This window comes from Brevibacillus laterosporus LMG 15441, assembly GCF_000219535.2.
Taxonomy (GTDB): domain Bacteria; phylum Bacillota; class Bacilli; order Brevibacillales; family Brevibacillaceae; genus Brevibacillus_B; species Brevibacillus_B halotolerans.
This window is the reverse complement of sequence record NZ_CP007806.1, coordinates 440001-457569: the sequence shown is the minus strand read 5'-3', so window position 1 is coordinate 457569 and position 17569 is coordinate 440001. Positions and strand designations below refer to the sequence as shown.

The 17569-nt window shown below is 43.7% G+C and carries 12 protein-coding genes, 13 tRNA genes and 1 rRNA gene (1 of these 26 running past the window's edge); 2 read left to right on the top strand and 24 right to left on the bottom strand.

Annotated features, from left to right (window positions below; translation table 11 throughout):
* Nucleotide 1: 1 nt before the first annotated feature.
* Together purS and purC are read right to left on the bottom strand one after the other, a co-directional pair.
* Entirely contained in the window at nucleotides 2–259 is a 258-nt protein-coding gene (gene purS, locus BRLA_RS02390) for a phosphoribosylformylglycinamidine synthase subunit PurS (protein ID WP_003335700.1), read from the bottom strand.
* A complete protein-coding gene (purC, locus tag BRLA_RS02385) occupies nucleotides 252–971 on the bottom strand; it encodes a phosphoribosylaminoimidazolesuccinocarboxamide synthase (protein ID WP_003335701.1) in 720 nt (239 codons plus the stop codon). Before purC ends, purS begins: the two co-directional genes overlap by 8 nt.
* A 253-nt stretch (nucleotides 972–1224) precedes the next feature.
* Here purC and BRLA_RS02380 point away from each other — a divergent pair, with 253 nt between their 5' ends.
* Both BRLA_RS02380 and BRLA_RS02375 read left to right on the top strand, forming a co-directional pair.
* A complete protein-coding gene (locus BRLA_RS02380) occupies nucleotides 1225–2421 on the top strand; it encodes an iron-containing alcohol dehydrogenase (protein WP_003335702.1) in 1197 nt (398 codons plus the stop codon).
* Between the two features lie 60 nt (nucleotides 2422–2481).
* On the top strand, nucleotides 2482–3594 hold the full coding sequence (locus tag BRLA_RS02375; protein ID WP_003335703.1) for an aminopeptidase: 1113 nt from the start codon (nucleotides 2482–2484) through the stop codon (nucleotides 3592–3594).
* Between the two features lie 123 nt (nucleotides 3595–3717).
* On the opposite strand, the gene purB is transcribed toward BRLA_RS02375, so the two are convergent.
* The 22 genes from purB to BRLA_RS02265 form a co-directional block, all read right to left on the bottom strand.
* On the bottom strand, nucleotides 3718–5025 hold the full coding sequence (gene purB, locus BRLA_RS02370) for an adenylosuccinate lyase (protein ID WP_003335704.1): 1308 nt from the start codon (nucleotides 5023–5025) through the stop codon (nucleotides 3718–3720).
* Nucleotides 5026–5041: 16 nt separating this feature from the next.
* Nucleotides 5042–6178: a 5-(carboxyamino)imidazole ribonucleotide synthase gene (gene purK / locus BRLA_RS02365; protein WP_003335705.1), complete on the bottom strand. Its 1137-nt coding sequence runs from the start codon at nucleotides 6176–6178 to the stop codon at nucleotides 5042–5044.
* Entirely contained in the window at nucleotides 6171–6689 is a 519-nt protein-coding gene (gene purE / locus BRLA_RS02360) for a 5-(carboxyamino)imidazole ribonucleotide mutase (protein WP_187349315.1), read from the bottom strand. The genes purK and purE overlap by 8 nt, the downstream gene beginning before the upstream one ends.
* Nucleotides 6690–6947: 258 nt before the next feature.
* Nucleotides 6948–8318 carry an NCS2 family permease gene (locus BRLA_RS02355; RefSeq protein ID WP_003335707.1) on the bottom strand — a complete coding sequence of 457 codons (1371 nt, stop codon included), beginning with the start codon at nucleotides 8316–8318 and terminating at the stop codon, nucleotides 6948–6950.
* Nucleotides 8319–8572: 254 nt separating this feature from the next.
* A complete protein-coding gene (gene guaA, locus BRLA_RS02350) occupies nucleotides 8573–10111 on the bottom strand; it encodes a glutamine-hydrolyzing GMP synthase (protein ID WP_003335708.1) in 1539 nt (512 codons plus the stop codon).
* A 288-nt stretch (nucleotides 10112–10399) separates the two neighbouring features.
* Nucleotides 10400–12643: a transglutaminase TgpA family protein gene (locus BRLA_RS02345; RefSeq protein ID WP_003335709.1), complete on the bottom strand. Its 2244-nt coding sequence runs from the start codon at nucleotides 12641–12643 to the stop codon at nucleotides 10400–10402.
* A gap of 1 nt (nucleotide 12644) precedes the next feature.
* Nucleotides 12645–13853 carry a DUF58 domain-containing protein gene (locus tag BRLA_RS02340; protein WP_003335710.1) on the bottom strand — a complete coding sequence of 403 codons (1209 nt, stop codon included), beginning with the start codon at nucleotides 13851–13853 and terminating at the stop codon, nucleotides 12645–12647.
* A 15-nt stretch (nucleotides 13854–13868) separates the two neighbouring features.
* The gene (locus tag BRLA_RS02335; protein WP_003335711.1) at nucleotides 13869–14822 is read right to left on the bottom strand and encodes an AAA family ATPase; all 954 of its coding nucleotides are present in this window, start codon (nucleotides 14820–14822) and stop codon (nucleotides 13869–13871) included.
* Between the two features lie 505 nt (nucleotides 14823–15327).
* Nucleotides 15328–15410 (bottom strand) — tRNA-Leu (locus BRLA_RS02330).
* Between the two features lie 9 nt (nucleotides 15411–15419).
* Nucleotides 15420–15495, bottom strand: a tRNA-Lys gene (locus BRLA_RS02325).
* Nucleotides 15496–15499: 4 nt separating this feature from the next.
* A tRNA-Gln gene (locus tag BRLA_RS02320) sits at nucleotides 15500–15574 on the bottom strand.
* Between the two features lie 6 nt (nucleotides 15575–15580).
* Nucleotides 15581–15656 (bottom strand) — tRNA-Thr (locus BRLA_RS02315).
* An 11-nt stretch (nucleotides 15657–15667) separates the two neighbouring features.
* Nucleotides 15668–15743: transfer RNA gene (locus BRLA_RS02310), tRNA-Phe, on the bottom strand.
* Nucleotides 15744–15806: 63 nt separating this feature from the next.
* Nucleotides 15807–15883 (bottom strand) — tRNA-Asp (locus BRLA_RS02305).
* Between the two features lie 7 nt (nucleotides 15884–15890).
* Nucleotides 15891–15967, bottom strand: a tRNA-Met gene (locus tag BRLA_RS02300).
* Between the two features lie 17 nt (nucleotides 15968–15984).
* Nucleotides 15985–16060: transfer RNA gene (locus BRLA_RS02295), tRNA-Val, on the bottom strand.
* Nucleotides 16061–16067: 7 nt separating this feature from the next.
* A tRNA-Glu gene (locus tag BRLA_RS02290) sits at nucleotides 16068–16144 on the bottom strand.
* 19 nt (nucleotides 16145–16163) lie between these two features.
* Nucleotides 16164–16248 (bottom strand) — tRNA-Leu (locus BRLA_RS02285).
* Nucleotides 16249–16264: 16 nt separating this feature from the next.
* A tRNA-Met gene (locus BRLA_RS02280) sits at nucleotides 16265–16341 on the bottom strand.
* 20 nt (nucleotides 16342–16361) lie between these two features.
* Nucleotides 16362–16452, bottom strand: a tRNA-Ser gene (locus tag BRLA_RS02275).
* A 5-nt stretch (nucleotides 16453–16457) separates the two neighbouring features.
* A tRNA-Asn gene (locus BRLA_RS02270) sits at nucleotides 16458–16532 on the bottom strand.
* A 57-nt stretch (nucleotides 16533–16589) separates the two neighbouring features.
* Nucleotides 16590–17569, bottom strand: a 23S ribosomal RNA gene (locus BRLA_RS02265); it runs 1950 nt beyond the window's last position.

The following is a 17569-nucleotide window of genomic DNA, read 5'->3' as shown; positions in this document are numbered from 1 at the left end:
CTTATCCCTCCACCAGTTCTACCAGCTCATAGCGGTATTCTTCAATGACAGTGTTAGCTAACAGCTTTTCACACATCTCTTTCACCTGCTCTTCAGCAGCTTGTCGATCAATTGTATCTAGCGTCAATTCGATATATTTTCCGATGCGGGCATCCTTTACTTGTTGAAATCCTAAGGTATGAAGGGCTCCTTGTATCGCATGCCCTTGAGGGTCTAGTACGCTTTCACGCAAGGTGACATAGATAACAGCTTTACACATGAACTTCTCCTCCTAATCGTTTCAGCATTTCTTGATACGCCTCTTCCACGTTCCCTAAGTTGCGGCGAAAACGATCCTTGTCCAGCTTCTCCAACGTCTCTGCATCCCAGAAACGACAAGTATCCGGTGAAATTTCATCCGCTAACAATACCTCTCCATCTGAGGTTCGGCCGAATTCTAATTTAAAATCAACAACAAGTACGCCTCTTGCCCCCATATATTCCTGTAAAAATTCATTTACTTGCAAAGCCGTTTCTTTTATTACCGCCAGTTCCTGTATTGTGGCAAGTTTTAAAATGGCAATGTGATCATTATTAATGAGCGGATCTCCTAGTTCATCATTTTTGTAATAAAACTCCACTACTGGTTCATCTAATGGTACGCCCTCAGCCCATCCCAAACGTTTAGCCAAGGACCCGGCAGCAATGTTACGCACAACTACTTCTAACGGGATAATGTCGACCTTTTTAACCAATTGCTCCGTTTCAGATAATAGGCGGATAAAATGATTGGCAATGCCTTTTTCAGTTAACGCCTTAAACAAAATCGCGCTAATCTGATTATTCCATCTGCCTTTATTCACGATTGTCCCTTTCTTTTCGCCATTAAAAGCAGTGGCGTCATCCTTGTAAACCACCCAATACACATCTGGTTCTGAAGTAAGATAAACCTGCTTCGCTTTTCCTTCATATAGCTGCTCGCGCTTTTCCAAGAAAAATTCTCCTCCCGCTACAAGCTTTATGCGTGTTTTAGTCAACAAATCACTTTCAACTTGATTAAAACATAAACCAAACAGATAATCAACGAATATTATTCAGTATATATTCGACAATTGTTCGTATTTTACACTTTGCATTTCCGTTTAGATTGCCAAAATGCCATTGTGGTACAATATAGACACGATTTATGTTCGGATTTTCTTTCGAACGCGAAACTGTTTTTTAATGAAAAGAGGCGATGGTACCATGTACCCTTTCCAGGTTCAATTTCCCACTCATATCTACTTCGGAGTTGGTGAGCTTGCACGTGTCGGCACAGAAGCGCGTGCATTAGGAACAAAAGCTTTGCTGGTGACAGGCGGACAATCTGCCAAATCAACAGGACTATTAGCAAAGGTAGAACAGCTCCTACAAGAAGCAAACGTACCGTACCAACTATTTGATCAAGTAGAACCCAATCCACGCACCTCCACAGTAGACCGCGGAGGGCAGCTTGCCCGCGAAACAAACTGCGATTTCGTCATCGCACTTGGTGGCGGATCTGTCATGGATGCGGCAAAAGCTATTGCTGCTGTAGCACTATCTGGCCGATCCAGCTATGAATACCTGCGTGGTAATCCCCAAAACACAGCAAAGGAACTGGTTCCCGTAACGGAAGCTCTGCCTTTACTGACCATTCCTACTGTGGCAGCAACAGGCTCTGAAGCTAACAATATCACGGTACTAACTCACTGGGAGACCCATGAAAAAAGCTCCTTTTCAGGCCCAGCCCTATTCCCTAAAGTAGCTATCCTTGATCCATCTCTAACCTACACAGTCCCAGCTCGGGTTACAGCCGAGTCTTCTGCAGATATCTTTTCGCATTTATTTGAAGAGTATTTGGTTGGCCCTAATGACGCTCATGTACAAGATGGCGTCACAGAAGCATTGATTCGTTTAGTCGTTGAGTTTTCTACAGTTGCTATGACGGAGCCTGATAACGAAGAAGCTCGCTCCACCTTATTGTGGGCAAGCACATTGGGCATTTCTCCATTTGCCCGAGCAGGTCGAAATGCAGGGTATCCACTACACAAGATCGAACATCCTTTAAGCGGACATTTCGATATGTCGCATGGACGTGGACTTGCCATCCTATCTCTGCCATATTTCGAACAGTTTGTAGCGATAGATCGTCCTGAAAGACTCGCACGTTTGGGACGCGAATGCTTCCGGGTAAAGGCTGAATCCGATCAGGACGCAGCGCAGGCTACCATTCAGGCGATTGCTCATTGGTATCAGCAGATGGGGATTACTCAACGCCTGTCCGACTTTGGTATTTCACGCGACGATTTGCCAGTGCTGGCCAGAGAAGCAATTCGTACTGGTGGAGGAATTGACCACATTCCAAGTACAAGAGCGCTATCAACCGATGACGTCCTTCGCATCTATGAAGCTTGCTTCTAGGAAGGGGTTATCTTGATGATATATTCATGTTGTACATATTATAAAAAGAGGTGTTAAAGCATGGATTCACGCATCAATGAACTTGCAAGCCGATTAATACGTTACTCTCTGAATTTACAAAAAGGGGAAAAGGTGCTAATCGAAAATATTGGACTCCAGCCAGCATTGGTTAAAGCGCTGGTACGTGAAGCTTTTGCAGTAGGAGCCCTTCCAGTAGTTACCGTAAAGGATCAGGAAATTATGCGTTCCTTGATTATGGGCTCAAGCGAAGAACATATGGCTCTTTTTGCCAAGCATGAATTAGCGCGCATGGAAGATATGGATGCGTATATCGGGGTACGTGCCTTTGAAAATGTAAATGAGTACTCTGATATTCCAGAAGAGAAAATGGGGCTTTATTCTCGAATTTATTACAGCACAGTCCATCTGAAGGAACGCGTTCCAAATAAACGCTGGGTCGTACTTCGTTATCCAAACAAAGCCATGGCCCAAGCTGCTAACATGAGCTTGGAAGGCTTTGAAGATTTTTACTTCTCTGTATGCAATCTAGATTATGCGAAAATGTCCAAAGCAATGGACCCCTTAGTGGAATTAATGAATAAAACAGACCGTGTGCGCATTGTAGGCCCAGACACTGATCTACGATTCTCCATTAAAGGAATCCCAACTATCAAATGCGATGGTAAAGCAAATATTCCAGATGGCGAATGCTATACCTCCCCTGTGCGTAATTCCGTAGAAGGTACTGTTTATTACAATGCAAAAACCAATTATCATAGTACGACCTTTACAGACGTGAAGCTTACGTTTAAAGAAGGTAAGATCGTAGAAGCTACTAGCAGTAATACAGCCTTGTTAAATACAATTTTAGATACAGATGAAGGTGCCCGCTACATTGGGGAGTTTGCAATCGGATTTAACCCTCACATCCTACAGCCAATGGGCGACATCCTATTCGATGAAAAGATCGCGGGAAGCTTCCACTTTACACCTGGTAATGCCTACGATATTGCTGATAACGGTAACCGCTCCTCTATCCACTGGGATTTGGTACAAATCCAACGCCCTGAGTATGGTGGGGGAGAAATCTGGTTTGATGACGTGTTAATTCGTAAGGACGGTATCTTCGTCTTGCCTGAACTACAAGGCTTGAATCCTGAGAATTTAGTGTAAAAGGAACCAAATGTAAGAGATTCGTCTTCCTAAAAAAGAGCAAAGGAAATAGGCTTTTCATGAACTCGAAATGAGCTTCTGAAAAGCCTATTTTTTGCTGTTATTGATCCTACAAGAGAACGATTACTTACTTTCAGTCAATCCCAAACGGGTAAAAATAGTGTCCACATGCTTCAAATGATAACGATAGTCAAAGCATGCCTCCAGCTCTTCTGCGGTCAGCATTTCCTTCACCGTTTCATCCTCACTGATAATCTCTTTAAACGAACGCTGCTCCTCCCAAGCTTGCATCGCACGTGGTTGTACTGTGTCGTAAGCTTTTTCGCGGCTCAAGCCCTTATCAATTAATTTAAGCAATACTTGCTGTGAATAAATTAATCCAAAGGTACGATCCATGTTGCGTTTCATATTCTCAGGGAACACCGTTAGGTTCTTCACGATGTTCATAAAGCGACGTAGCATATAGTTAAGCAATTGTGTTGCATCTGGTAAAATAACACGCTCAACAGAAGAATGCGAAATATCACGCTCATGCCATAGCGGCACATTCTCATAAGCAGACAGCATATGGCCACGGATAACACGAGAAAGTCCAGAGATGTTCTCAGAGCCTATTGGGTTTCGCTTATGTGGCATTGCTGAAGAACCCTTTTGTCCTTTTGCAAATGCCTCTTCCACTTCACGAATCTCACTCTTTTGCAAGCCCCTGATTTCTGTAGCAAATTTATCTAAAGAAGTAGCGATCAATGCGAGTGTAGCCATATACTCTGCATGACGATCACGCTGTAGGGTTTGGGTCGAGATAGAAGCTGCTGTCAGACCAAGCTTCTTACATACATGCTGTTCTACATATGGATCAATGTTCGCATACGTGCCAACTGCCCCTGACATTTTGCCCGCTTCTACTTCCACACGTGCAGCACGGAATCTTGCCAAATTACGCTTCATTTCTTCATACCATAGTGCTATTTTCAACCCAAAGGTAGTTGGCTCGGCATGAACTCCATGTGTACGCCCCATCATAACTGTATCTTTGTGTTCAATCGCTTTCTGTTTTAAAACTTCCAGAAAGTCCACAATATCCTTTTCAATAATTTCATTAGCTTGGCGAATCAGATAACCAAGCGCCGTATCTACTACATCGGTAGAGGTTAGGCCATAGTGAACCCATTTTTTTTCATCGCCCTCCATCGTTTCCGAAACAGCACGAGTAAAGGCTACGACGTCATGACGTGTCTCTTGTTCGATTTCATAAATACGGTTTACATCAAAACTAGCGTTCTTCCAGAGCTTTTCAACGTCCTCTTTTGGAATAACCCCTAACTCTGCCCATGCTTCACACGCCAAAATCTCTACTTCCAGCCATGCCTTATACTTATTTTCTTCTGTCCAGATGACGCGCATTTCTGGTCTTGAATAGCGTTCAATCATTTGTTCATTCCTCCGTTTATGACCATATTCCAAGTTTTTCAGCCTGTTGCAGTGCTACATCTACCGATTCGGCTACAAGATTTATATGACCCATTTTCCGCTTTTCTTTGGCCTCTTGTTTTCCGTACAAATGCAATTTTGCTTTCTTGGGTAGTTGATCTATTTTTTTGAGTAATGGTGCTACATGCTCACCTAAAATATTAACCATAACGACCGGACTAAGCAACTTCGTGGAGCCAAGTGGCAAGTTACTGATTGCTCGAATATGCTGCTCAAATTGCGAGGTCAAACAGGCGTCCATTGTATAATGACCTGAATTGTGGGGACGCGGAGCCATCTCGTTTATATAAAGCTCCCCCTCTTTTGTCAGAAACATCTCGACTGCAAGCAACCCAACCATCTCCAGCTTTTCTGCCAACTCTATGGCTATTTGCTCAGCCTGCTGTTGAATTTTTATATCAATCCGAGCTGGGACTATACTCTGATGCAAAATGTTATCTCGGTGAATATTTTCGGCTGTAGGAAAGACTGCTACTTCCCCTGATAAATTACGAGCTACGATTACAGATAGCTCCTTTGTAAAAGGGATAAATTTTTCAACGATCAGTTCTGTTTTAGCTTTTGCAAGGCACGAAAAAGCTTCTTCTATTTCTTCCAAAGAGCGTAATACCCACTGCCCCTTACCGTCATAGCCTCCTGTAGCTGTCTTCATAACAGCAGGCAAGCCCAGCTCTGCAACAGCCTCTCTCACGTCCTCTGCTGAAGCGACGATTCGAAAAGGTGCTACAGGCAAACCATAGGCTTGTATCGTAGTCTTCTCCTTAACGCGGTGTTGTGTGATGCCCAATAGCTTACTTCCCTGTGGCACAAAAGCTTCCTCTTCTAAAATGGCTGCAACACCAGCATCCACGTTCTCAAATTCATAGGTAATCACATCACTGAGCTGGGCTAATTTTCGCGCCGCTAGCTGATCATCATATCCTGCGACGATTTGCCGATCGCTTACCTGACCACATGGTGAATCCTCCGTAGGATCTAGCACTACAAACCGATACCCCATCGCTCTGCCAGCGAGTGTAATCATTCTTCCTAGCTGTCCTCCGCCTAGCAAGCCAATGGTACTGCCCGGTTTGATTTGCTTCTGTTTATTCATGAGGCAACTCGCTCGCTTCCATCACCTTTTTTTGGATAGCTTCTCTTCGTTCGGTTAAACGTCGACTTATCTCCTCGTCATTCATCCCGATCATTTGCGCTGCTAACAAACCAGCATTCATAGCCCCTGCCTTACCTATCGCTACGGTAGCAACCGGAACGCCACCCGGCATTTGCACGATCGACAATAAAGAATCTAATCCGTTTAAAGCGGCTGATTTCACTGGCACACCGATGACAGGAAGAATGGTCTTTGCCGCTACCATTCCCGGAAGATGAGCAGCCCCACCGGCTCCAGCAATAATTACCTTCAGACCTCTCTCTTTAGCAGTCTCTGCATACGTAAACATAAGATCAGGCGTACGATGAGCAGAAACTACCTGCTTTTCATAGGGAATCTGCATCTCCTCTAGTATGTGGCAAGCTTCCTTCATTGTTTCCCAATCAGAAGTACTTCCCATAATGACTCCAACAATCGGTGTAACCACGCCGCTTCCCCCTTGATCTTTCATTTTTCATTTTACGTATTTAAGATCATTTCACGTTCAGTTTAACAAAATAAATCATAAAACGTCAACAAAACACGAACATTTTAGTTTTATACCAAAATTTCATTCTTCTTTATTCAATTCCTTACACCAAAAAGAAAAAGCCTTCCGATCTGACTCAAATGAAGACAGTTCAAGAAGACTTTTTCATGGTGATAATCTAGTGATCTTCCAAAATCAAATATTGTAAATATCAAAGCTAGTAGCTTTTGATAAAACAACCTATTCACGGAACCAAATGAAGTAAACCAGGAAGATGACAAATAGTACATACATCGCCGGGTGGACTTCACGTGCTTGGCCTTTACATGCTTTCGTCACTGGATAGAAAATGAATCCACAAGCAATACCTGCTGCAATACTAGAAGATAAAGGCATCATCAGCATGGTAAGGAAGGCCGGCAATGCTTCTTCTAGCTTATCCCACTCAATATTGCGTAGGCTACTAGCCATCAGTACACCTACAATAATCAGGGCAGGTGCTGTAACAGCAGGGGTAATAACAGACAGCAATGGAAAGAAGAACAGAGACAGCAGGAACATAATTCCGATGACTACTGCCGTAAAGCCAGTTCTACCTCCTGCGGCAACACCAGCAGTTGATTCAATATAGCTTGTTGTTGTAGAGGTCCCTAACAGCGCACCTGCCATTCCAGCAACAGCATCAGAAGCAAGTGCCGACCCAGGACGCTCCAGCTTCCCATCCTTCAAAAGCCCTGCCTGATTGCAAACGCCTAGCAATGTACCGGTTGTATCAAAGAAATCAACGAATAAAAAGGTGAACACAACAATGAACATGCCTTGAGAAAAAATAACACTCGGATCTAATAAATATGGTAAGGCAACACCAAGTGTCGGAGCTAAGCTAGGAGGAGCCGATACCACTTGGGAAGGAAGCTCTACCACTCCAAAAATCATGCCAGCAATCGCTGTGACCAACATACCAAGGAATACTCCGGCATGAATACGTCTTGCTAATAAAACCCCCGTAACCAGTAGTCCAAAGACTGCTAGCAGCGCATTTTTCACTCCTAGAATTTGAGTAGCATCCATTCCTTCTTTAAAGCTTAAATGTCCCATTGTGACTAAGGTAGCTGGTGAATCTATAATAATCCCAGCATTTTTTAGACCCATAAAAGCGATAAACAAGCCAATACCTGCTGTTGTAGCATTCTTGAGATTCTGCGGAATGGCATCAATAATCTGCGAACGAATACCTGTTAAAGACAGGATGAGAAACAAAGTACAAGAAATAAACACACCAGCCAAAGCTTGTTGCCAAGGAATTTGCATAGTTAGAACTGCTGTAAAAGCAAAGAACGCATTTAAACCCATACCCGGTGCTTGACCGATCGGTAATTTACCGACAATCCCCATAATAAGTGTACCAATAGCCGCAGCAAGTGCTGTAGCAGTAAACACCGCATCATGCGGAGGGAATTTTGCTTGTAGCTCCGGTGGCAATCCTGCCCCGCTTAAAATGTTTGGATTGACGGCTAAAATATATGCCATTGCCAAAAAGGTTGTTAAACCAGCAATTATCTCTCGACGATACGTGGTGCCATGTCGATCAAACTCAAAATACTTACGCACCCTTTGTCCCTCCTAATAGTAACCTCTTTAAGTCATATTGCTAAAAAGACAAGTTTCGTTTGAATAACGACCTATAACATTCGGTAATAAATAAAAAACGTGCGATAATTCCTGCTAAACAAGTCGTTATAAGTCGAAAATCCGAACAAAAACTCGAACTTCTATCTTACAACGAAAGTTTAACAAGAACATCGCACGCTGTCAACATAAAACACGAACGTTCATGTTAATTTAATGTGAATTATACGTATTTACTATTCCCACTCGATAGTTGCAGGTGGTTTAGAAGTAACATCGTACACAATACGGTTTACGTTGTCCACTTCGTTAACAATACGTACAGAAATTTTCTCTAGTATATCCCATGGAATGCGAGCCCAGTCTGCTGTCATACCATCAATAGATGTTACCGCACGAATCCCTACTGTATAAGAGTACGTACGTGCATCACCCATTACCCCTACACTCTTCATGTCAGGCAATGCAGTGAAGTATTGCCAAATCTCACGGTCCAAACCAGCTTTTTGGATTTCTTCACGCAAGATAGCATCAGATTCACGAACAATTTCTAGTTTCTCTTCAGTAATTTCGCCTAAAACACGAATACCTAGTCCAGGACCTGGGAAAGGCTGTCTCCATACGATTGCATCAGGAAGGCCTAGCTCTGAACCTAATTTACGTACTTCATCCTTGAATAGCGTGTCCAAAGGCTCGATTAGCTTAAACGTCATGTCCTCTGGCAAGCCGCCTACATTGTGGTGAGATTTAATCGTTTGAGCAGTAGCTGTCCCACTCTCAACAATGTCCGTGTACAATGTACCCTGAGCTAGGAAGTCCATATCCGTAAGCTTAGCTGCCTCTTCATCAAATACATAGATGAATTCGTTACCGATGATCTTACGTTTTTGCTCTGGGTCAGTTACACCTTTTAATTTGTTTAAGAAACGTTCACGAGCATCAATTTTGATTACCTTCATATCAAATTTGCCAACAAACGTATCCATTACGCTTTCCGCTTCACCTTTACGCAACAATCCATGGTCAACAAACATGCAAGTTAGCTGATCACCGATCGCACGATGAATAAGAGCCGCAACTACAGAAGAATCTACTCCGCCGCTCAAAGCACATAATACGTTTTTATTTCCAACGGTTTCGCGAATTTCTTTGATCTTGTCTTCAATAAATGTCGTCATGCTCCAGTCGCCCGCGCATTTACAAATATTGAATAGGAAGTTGCTTACAAATTCATGTCCTTTTACAGTATGACGAACTTCTGGGTGGAATTGTACACCATATAGGTTACGCTCTGGATGACTGATAGCAGCAATCGGGCAAGAGTCGCTCACTGCGTCGATCACGAAGCCTTCTGGCAATTCTACTACTTTATCTGTGTGGCTCATCCATACAACCTCAGAAGGTTCCCAGTTGCTGTATAGATCATGTTTGTTTTCAAGACGTATTTCTGCTTTTCCGTATTCACGTTTACCGGCACGTTCTACTTTGCCCTTCAATGTTTGGGACATTAATTGCATTCCATAGCAAATACCCAAGATAGGTACACCTAAGTCAAAAATTGCTGGATCAATTTGTGGTGCTCCTTCTTCGTATACACTAGCCGGTCCTCCAGAGAAAATAATCCCTTTTGGGTTAAGCTCCTTAATTTTTTCCACTGGTGTATTGAAAGGCAACAACTCACTGTATACGCCTAAATCACGTACACGTCTTGCGATCAATTGGTTATATTGCCCCCCAAAGTCTATTACTACCACTAATTCCAACGGCTTTTCCACGGAAAGATCCTCCCTTAACCTTGTATACTTGTGCACTCAGTAGACATGTCCAAAACGTTCTTGAAGATATTATCTCCCTTTCTCTTTTTTGGTATGAAGAAAAAAAATTCTCCCGTTCCATCAAAAAGACAGGCCACCCACCCGTAGATGAAATCGTCTGACATCTTCTAAGGGCAAATGTCCCTGTCTTTAACGTTGTCATTCAAAAAAGAGGCAGTACCGTTTCTCCTGCTTACTGCTACCAAAGTATCATATTGTCAAAAATTCTAGCAGATGATGGGGAAATGATCAAGGTTTCATTTGGCGCAACAAACGCTCAATGGTCTGTTGCCACAACGATCTCGTTTTCCCTTCCATTTCCTTCAAGCCATACAACATTTTTTCATAAATAGTTGTTAAATAAAGTAAATCCTGACGCTCATCTCCACTAATTTGGAGACGATTCACATACTCGCGCAGCGTTTCACCTGAATAACGCGGGGAAATCATTTTTTCAAATATCGTTAACACTAACGTAAATCTACGTGGAAAATCGTCCTGAGCATATTGTGTCATTTTCCGTTGCAGCCACCATAAATACATCTCCTGACGTTTTTTCCACAGTATCCATACACCGACTGCTATCAAAATACCAATTCCCCATAGCCAGCCCCATGAGAATCCGGCACTTGTTTTCACTACAGGCTTGTCTGCTTCTTCCATTTGATCTAACTGTTTAGGCTTGTTCGCTTCTTTTTCCTCTGTGGAAGCAGGAATATTGAACTCATTGGCCTCATTAGCAAGGCGATCATAATTTACTTGCAGTGGAGATGTAAAAGAAGCTGTTGCCTCAAACGGTATCCAGCCGCTACCTGGGAAGTAAACCTCAACCCAGGAGTGCGCATCTCTATTTCTCACTTCAATCGTCATATTATTATTCGCATCACGACTAATCTCCTGACCGGGAGCAAACCCTTTTACCCAACGTGCGGGTATATCAATAGAGCGAAGCATGACCACCATCGAAGTTGAAAAATGATCGCAGTAGCCTCTCATAGTTTCAAATAGAAATTGATCTACAAAGTCTTGTTCTTCCTTAGGTATTGGTACATCTTTCGTTTCATAGCGATATCTGCCTGGAGAGCGCAAATAATTCTCTATTGCTCTCGCTTTATCGTACGGATTGTTTGATCCTTCCGTAATTTTTTCAGCTAGCTGCTTGATCCGATCAGGAAGACTGTTAGGCAATTGCAGGTAACGTTCTTCTATATCTTTTGGATAATTGCTCCCCGCCGCAATAATTTTCTTTTCACTAATCACGGGAATCTCGGCTTGTAGCTGATAATGGTCCATATACTGCTGAACAGGTGTAGGAATCAAAGTGCTATCGTCTCTTTCAACAAACAGGCGACTATTTGAATCCTTTTGCATAGCTCCATTAAAGGTAAGAATCCCCTGAGAAATCGTATCATAGGTTAATGTTGTATTTTCTGGGTTTAACTCTTCAATGCCTTTAAGCTGTCCTGGATAAAAAATGGCCGGTAGCTGTTCTCCCTCCGCCTGCACAACAGCCATGACCTTTTTGGTTTCCAATCCGGAAAAAAGCGTGTCATTCCAAATATAGTTTTTAGGATGTACAATGGACTCCAATTGTTTATCGCTTTTTATCCAGCCTTTGCCGGTATATACATCCTTAGCATCCCCGCGCAAGTAATATTTATCATTTGTGGTAATTGTAAATACCTTAGTATCATCCTGCTGAAAGGGACCTCCCAGCGTCTTATCATTGGTGTCATATCCCACTCTGCGGATCGCTTCGCTCTGACCAGTTACAGATTTTCCTTGCAGAAAACCGATCGGATCAGGCCAATTAGGCTCTGCCTTTGGGGACGCGTATCCTACCCCTATTGCTAATGAAACGATCATTAATGGAACTACAAGCGTTTTCCAGATTGCAGATTGCGTTCCTCGATAGATAAATCCCTTCTGAATAGCTGATAAATGCAGAGTCGTAATTAGCATAAAGCCAATCATCAAGGTCCGCATGATCGCCCCACTACCATTAAAAGGCATGAAGGTATCTAATACAGCAAGGTACGAAATGGTGATAAATACAAACCATAAGCCTTGTCTTTGCTCTAGCACTAAGTAATTAAGCAGGGACACCAATACTAAAATCATGCCCGAAAAAAGCAGATTTCTTGAAATGATACTCATATTTGTCCACTCTTGATTAACTATCCTGCTAAAGTCTTCACTTACTGCTTGCAATGTTTGCAAAATCCATTCCGGATTAAACAATGAAATTTCCACAAAAGCGGCATGGAAGATGACAAGAGTACCGATGATTTTAATCAATAAACCCAGCCAGTGACTTCGGAAGGTCATATCTACTAAAATGATCCCTGCAACCAGATAGAGAAAGCTACTAATGCTCCCTGTATCTGAAAGGGAGGGTAGCGGTAACAGCCATTCACGTAACAATAAAAACAAAAATAAGGCAGATAGCCATTCTAGCGCTTTTTTTTGCTTTAAAAAGGATGCTCCTAACATCTTAGGCACCCCCTATCTGTTTTAGCTCTTCATATGCATCCACATGAACTGGTGTACACATTACTTTCACAGATCTTAATCGCTTTAATGCTTCGTTTTCCTCCACAGTTGGAATCACATGATCGTGTACCCAGAACAATTGAATGTTACGTCCAGACCTAGCTAAATTGCCCACTTGCAGCACGAGGTCTTTTGTCAATGCAGAGGTAATCAGTGCTAGAGTATATCCTTTGGGAAATTCCATTGCCTCCCTCCCGATCACTCTCGCAAAAGAATCTTCGCCATCCGAATGAACTCTGGCTAGCTGATCAAATACCCGAAAAAAATGCTGCTGTGAAATAGCTGGCGGTATAATGATTCGCTCTTTTCCGCGTGCTACAAAACCATACGAATGCATATTAATGCTTGAATAGTAAATAAGGCTGGCAGTCAGCTTTACACTGGTTTCAAAAATATGATGATGAATTTGAGTTGATGCAGGCTTCTGTACGTCTAGAAAGAAAATTAACTGATTCATAGCCTGATGTTCAAATTCCTTCGTTTTAAGCCCGTGGCCCCTAGCAGATGCCCTCCAATGAATCTGGCTTAACCGATCCCCTCTCTGGTACTCTCGGACGCCTCTGACAGCTGCTACATCATCTGAACGCAGGTGTGCTACATGTACATTGCCACTAATACGCCCGTCTCCTGCGGACCAATGGCTAATTTGCTTATAGCTAGGGTAAACCAAAAAATCATTAAAAAGCTCTATTTTCTTCTGGCGATGTAAAAAGCCAAAAAAGTCGCCACCGACCAGAATGCATTCTTTCATCTGGTAATGTCCACGTGGGATGGCTGGAATTAAATAATGAATGACCTGTTCTCTTTTGAATCCTGGAAAGATTACTTGTTGATGCGGTTCAAAGTAACCTGATAATTTATCAGGAAGAGGTTCGACAATCAAGTTCCAGCCAAGCGGAAACCAAAATCTTCTGCGGAAGGTTAGTGTTATCATTACATCATCGCCTTCCTTAAGTCTTTGGCGATCCACCTCTCGCGTAACCTCCAAGGTTGCAAACATCAACAAGTATGTTAATCCTTCATAAATTCCAAGTATACAAGCGCTATAAAATAAAAACCAACTGACAAAACCACCTTGAAATTGTGCATATACATAACAAATCAGCACTAATAGCGCCAATAAGGCTTTGTTATACTTTCTCTGTTTCATTTAGACACCGTCCTCTCAATGTACAGGAACTCGTGTCTCCTGTAACAACCGGCTGATGAAGCGCTCCGGTGTTTCTCCATCCATTCGTACCTCTGGCTTCAAAATTAGGCGATGTCTAAAGATAGGAGGTACTAGCACCTTTACATCGTCTGGGATAACGTAATCACGTCCTTGGATAAAAGCATAAGCTTGGGCAGCCCGGCATAGAGCCAATGTTCCACGAGGGCTAATTCCTAAGTAGACGCTTGGGTTGCTCCTTGTTTTCTGAGAAAGCCTTACCATATACTCTTTCACTGAGTCTGTTACTTTGATTTGAGTAATCATCGCTTGTAATTGAACGATTTCTTGTACACTAATAACAGCCTTCAAGCTCTCTATAGGGTGAATAGCACCCATACGAGTTAGAATGGCCATTTCTTCTTTTTCTGTTGGATACCCAAGCTGCAGTTGCAACAAAAAACGATCTAGCTGTGCCTCTGGAAGCGGAAATGTTCCTTCGTATTCAAGAGGGTTCTGTGTCGCCATAACAAAAAATGGCTGATTTAACTCATAGGTATTGCCATCAATCGTTACAGAGTGCTCCTCCATCGCCTCTAATAGGGCAGATTGCGTTTTTGGTGAGGTGCGGTTAATTTCATCAGCAAGTACCACATTTGCAAACAGAGGCCCTTTACGGAATTCAAACTCCATTGTTTTTTGATTGTAAATGGATACACCCGTTACATCAGTAGGAAGGAGATCTGGAGTAAATTGAATCCGTTTAAATTCTCCACCAATCGATTTAGCTAACGCACGTACAAACATTGTTTTTCCTACACCAGGTACATCCTCTAGTAAAACATGACCTTTTGCCAATAAAGCAACCAAGCCAAGTTCTATCATTTTTCTTTTACCGATAAGGACTTTTTCAATATTCAGTATTAGATCTTCTATAGAGTGATGGGGACGATCCATCTGGATCATACTCATATTTACAACCCCTTTTTGATTACATTGTCATGTGTCGATTTATTATTTGGATGTTTCATGTAATAATTGTTTTCCTTCTACCAAGTTACTGGAAGATATCTGGAAGAACAAGTGTTAAGTTTTAGTAAATACTCTTTGAATTATAAACTTCATTAAATTCTATTGCATAAAACATTCGGTTTTTACCTTGTCATTTCCTGCGCCATGTATCATCTTCCGTTAGCCAAAGAAATCTATGACAATCGAGTAGCTTTAACCACGCCTTCTATTATAGAAAAACAAAGCTATGTAGTTCCATTGTTAATGGATCACTATTGATGTAACATGCATCCCTTAATAGTAGAAAAAAGCTTCATCAACAATGCTGACGAAGCTTTTATATGGTTTGTAGTAATTGATTTTTATAGGTAGCTCTTTATATGACGTTTTTTAAATGGTTTACGTGACAATAAATGATATAAACAAAAAAAGCCTGCAATATTTGCGGCTTTCTACTTTACATGTGTGGTGCGGGTGGAGGGACTTGAACCCCCACGGTCGCCCGCCAGAACCTAAATCTGGTGCGTCTGCCAATTCCGCCACACCCGCATATGAAACTGGTGAGCCATGAAGGACTCGAACCTTCGACCCTCTGATTAAAAGTCAGATGCTCTACCAACTGAGCTAATGGCTCATAATGGCTGGGGTACCAGGATTTGAACCTGGGAATGACGGAGTCAAAGTCCGTTGCCTTACCGCTTGGCTATACCCCACCAAAATGGTGCCGGCGATAGGACTTGAACCCACAACCCCCTGATTACAAGTCAGGTGCTCTACCAATTGAGCTACACCGGCATTATTTACAATGGTGGCTCGGGACGGAATCGAACCGCCGACACGAGGATTTTCAGTCCTCTGCTCTACCGACTGAGCTACCGAGCCTTATTATTTCTATAATAGTAATTCCAATACACAATAGAAATCTTATTCCACCAATTGAATAAATGGCGGAGCTGACGGGACTCGAACCCGCGACCTCCGGTGTGACAGACCGGCGTGAACTCCAACTTCACCACAGCTCCAAAATTTTGGTTGCGGGGACAGGATTTGAACCTGCGACCTTCGGGTTATGAGCCCGACGAGCTACCGAACTGCTCCACCCCGCGATAATAGGAATAATTAATGGTGGAGGATGACGGGATCGAACCGCCGACCCTCTGCTTGTAAGGCAGATGCTCTCCCAGCTGAGCTAATCCTCCAGATAAATGGTGACCCGTAGGGGATTCGAACCCCTGTATGACAGCGTGAAAGGCTGCTGTGTTAAACCGCTTCACCAACGGGCCAAGATAATTTTTCTCTTAATGGTGCGGTCGGCGAGACTCGAACTCGCACGGGTCGCCCCGCCACCCCCTCAAGATGGTGTGTCTGCCAATTCCACCACGACCGCAGGAGTTATAAAGAACTGGTAGCGGCGGAGGGGATCGAACCCCCGACCTTTCGGGTATGAACCGAACGCTCTAGCCAGCTGAGCTACACCGCCACGATCTAGAGAAAACAATATGGCGGAGAGTGAGGGATTCGAACCCTCGCTACGCTTACGCATACTAACGGTTTAGCAAACCGTCCCCTTCGGCCTCTTGGGTAACTCTCCTTATATGGCTCCTCAGGACGGACTCGAACCGCCAGCCTACCGGTTAACAGCCGGTTGCTCCACCATTGAGCTACTGAGGAACAATGTGAAAGAATTGTTCTTTCAAAACTAGATAATGAAGTCAGCATAAAGGCAATGTGGATAAGTCCTCGACCGATTAGTATTCGTCAGCTCCATGCATTACTGCACTTCCACACCGAACCTATCAACCTCATCGTCTATAAGGGGTCTTACTAGCTTGCGCTATGGGAAGTCTCATCTTGAAGGGGGCTTCACGCTTAGATGCTTTCAGCGCTTATCCCGTCCGCACATAGCTACCCAGCTGTGCCACTGGCGTGACAACTGGTGCACCAGAGGTGCGTCCATCCCGGTCCTCTCGTACTAAGGACAGCTCTCCTCAAACTTCCTACGCCCGCGACAGATAGGGACCGAACTGTCTCACGACGTTCTGAACCCAGCTCGCGTACCGCTTTAATGGGCGAACAGCCCAACCCTTGGGACCTACTTCAGCCCCAGGATGCGATGAGCCGACATCGAGGTGCCAAACCTCCCCGTCGATGTGGACTCTTGGGGGAGATAAGCCTGTTATCCCCAGGGTAGCTTTTATCCGTTGAGCGATGGCCCTTCCATGCGGAACCACCGGATCACTAAGCCCGACTTTCGTCCCTGCTCGACTTGTAGGTCTCGCAGTCAAGCTCCCTTGTGCCTTTACACTCTACGAATGATTTCCGACCATTCTGAGGGAACCTTTGGGCGCCTCCGTTACTCTTTAGGAGGCGACCGCCCCAGTCAAACTGCCCACCTGGCATGGTCCTTCCACCCGATAAGGGTGGCAAGTTAGAAACTCCGTACATCAAGGGTGGTATCCCAACGACAGCTCCACGAAGGCTGGCGCCCTCGCTTCACAGCTTCCCACCTATTCTGTACATGATGCACAAAGTTTCAATACCAGGCTACAGTAAAGCTCCATGGGGTCTTTCCGTCTTGTCGCGGGTAACCTGCATCTTCACAGGTATTATGATTTCACCGGGTCTCTTGCCGAGACAGCGCCCAAGTCGTTACGCCTTTCGTGCGGGTCGGAACTTACCCGACAAGGAATTTCGCTACCTTAGGACCG

Coding starts and splice junctions, on each gene's coding strand:
- purE (WP_187349315.1), bottom strand. CDS start 6,689: ATGAAAGATCAAGGGGGAAGCGGCGTGGTTACACCGATTGTTGGAGTC.
- BRLA_RS02380 (WP_003335702.1), top strand. CDS start 1,225: ATGTACCCTTTCCAGGTTCAATTTCCCACTCATATCTACTTCGGAGTT.
- purB (WP_003335704.1), bottom strand. CDS start 5,025: ATGATTGAACGCTATTCAAGACCAGAAATGCGCGTCATCTGGACAGAA.
- BRLA_RS02340 (WP_003335710.1), bottom strand. CDS start 13,853: ATGAAACAGAGAAAGTATAACAAAGCCTTATTGGCGCTATTAGTGCTG.
- BRLA_RS02335 (WP_003335711.1), bottom strand. CDS start 14,822: ATGAGTATGATCCAGATGGATCGTCCCCATCACTCTATAGAAGATCTA.
- purK (WP_003335705.1), bottom strand. CDS start 6,178: ATGAATAAACAGAAGCAAATCAAACCGGGCAGTACCATTGGCTTGCTA.
- purS (WP_003335700.1), bottom strand. CDS start 259: ATGTGTAAAGCTGTTATCTATGTCACCTTGCGTGAAAGCGTACTAGAC.
- BRLA_RS02345 (WP_003335709.1), bottom strand. CDS start 12,643: ATGTTAGGAGCATCCTTTTTAAAGCAAAAAAAAGCGCTAGAATGGCTA.
- BRLA_RS02375 (WP_003335703.1), top strand. CDS start 2,482: ATGGATTCACGCATCAATGAACTTGCAAGCCGATTAATACGTTACTCT.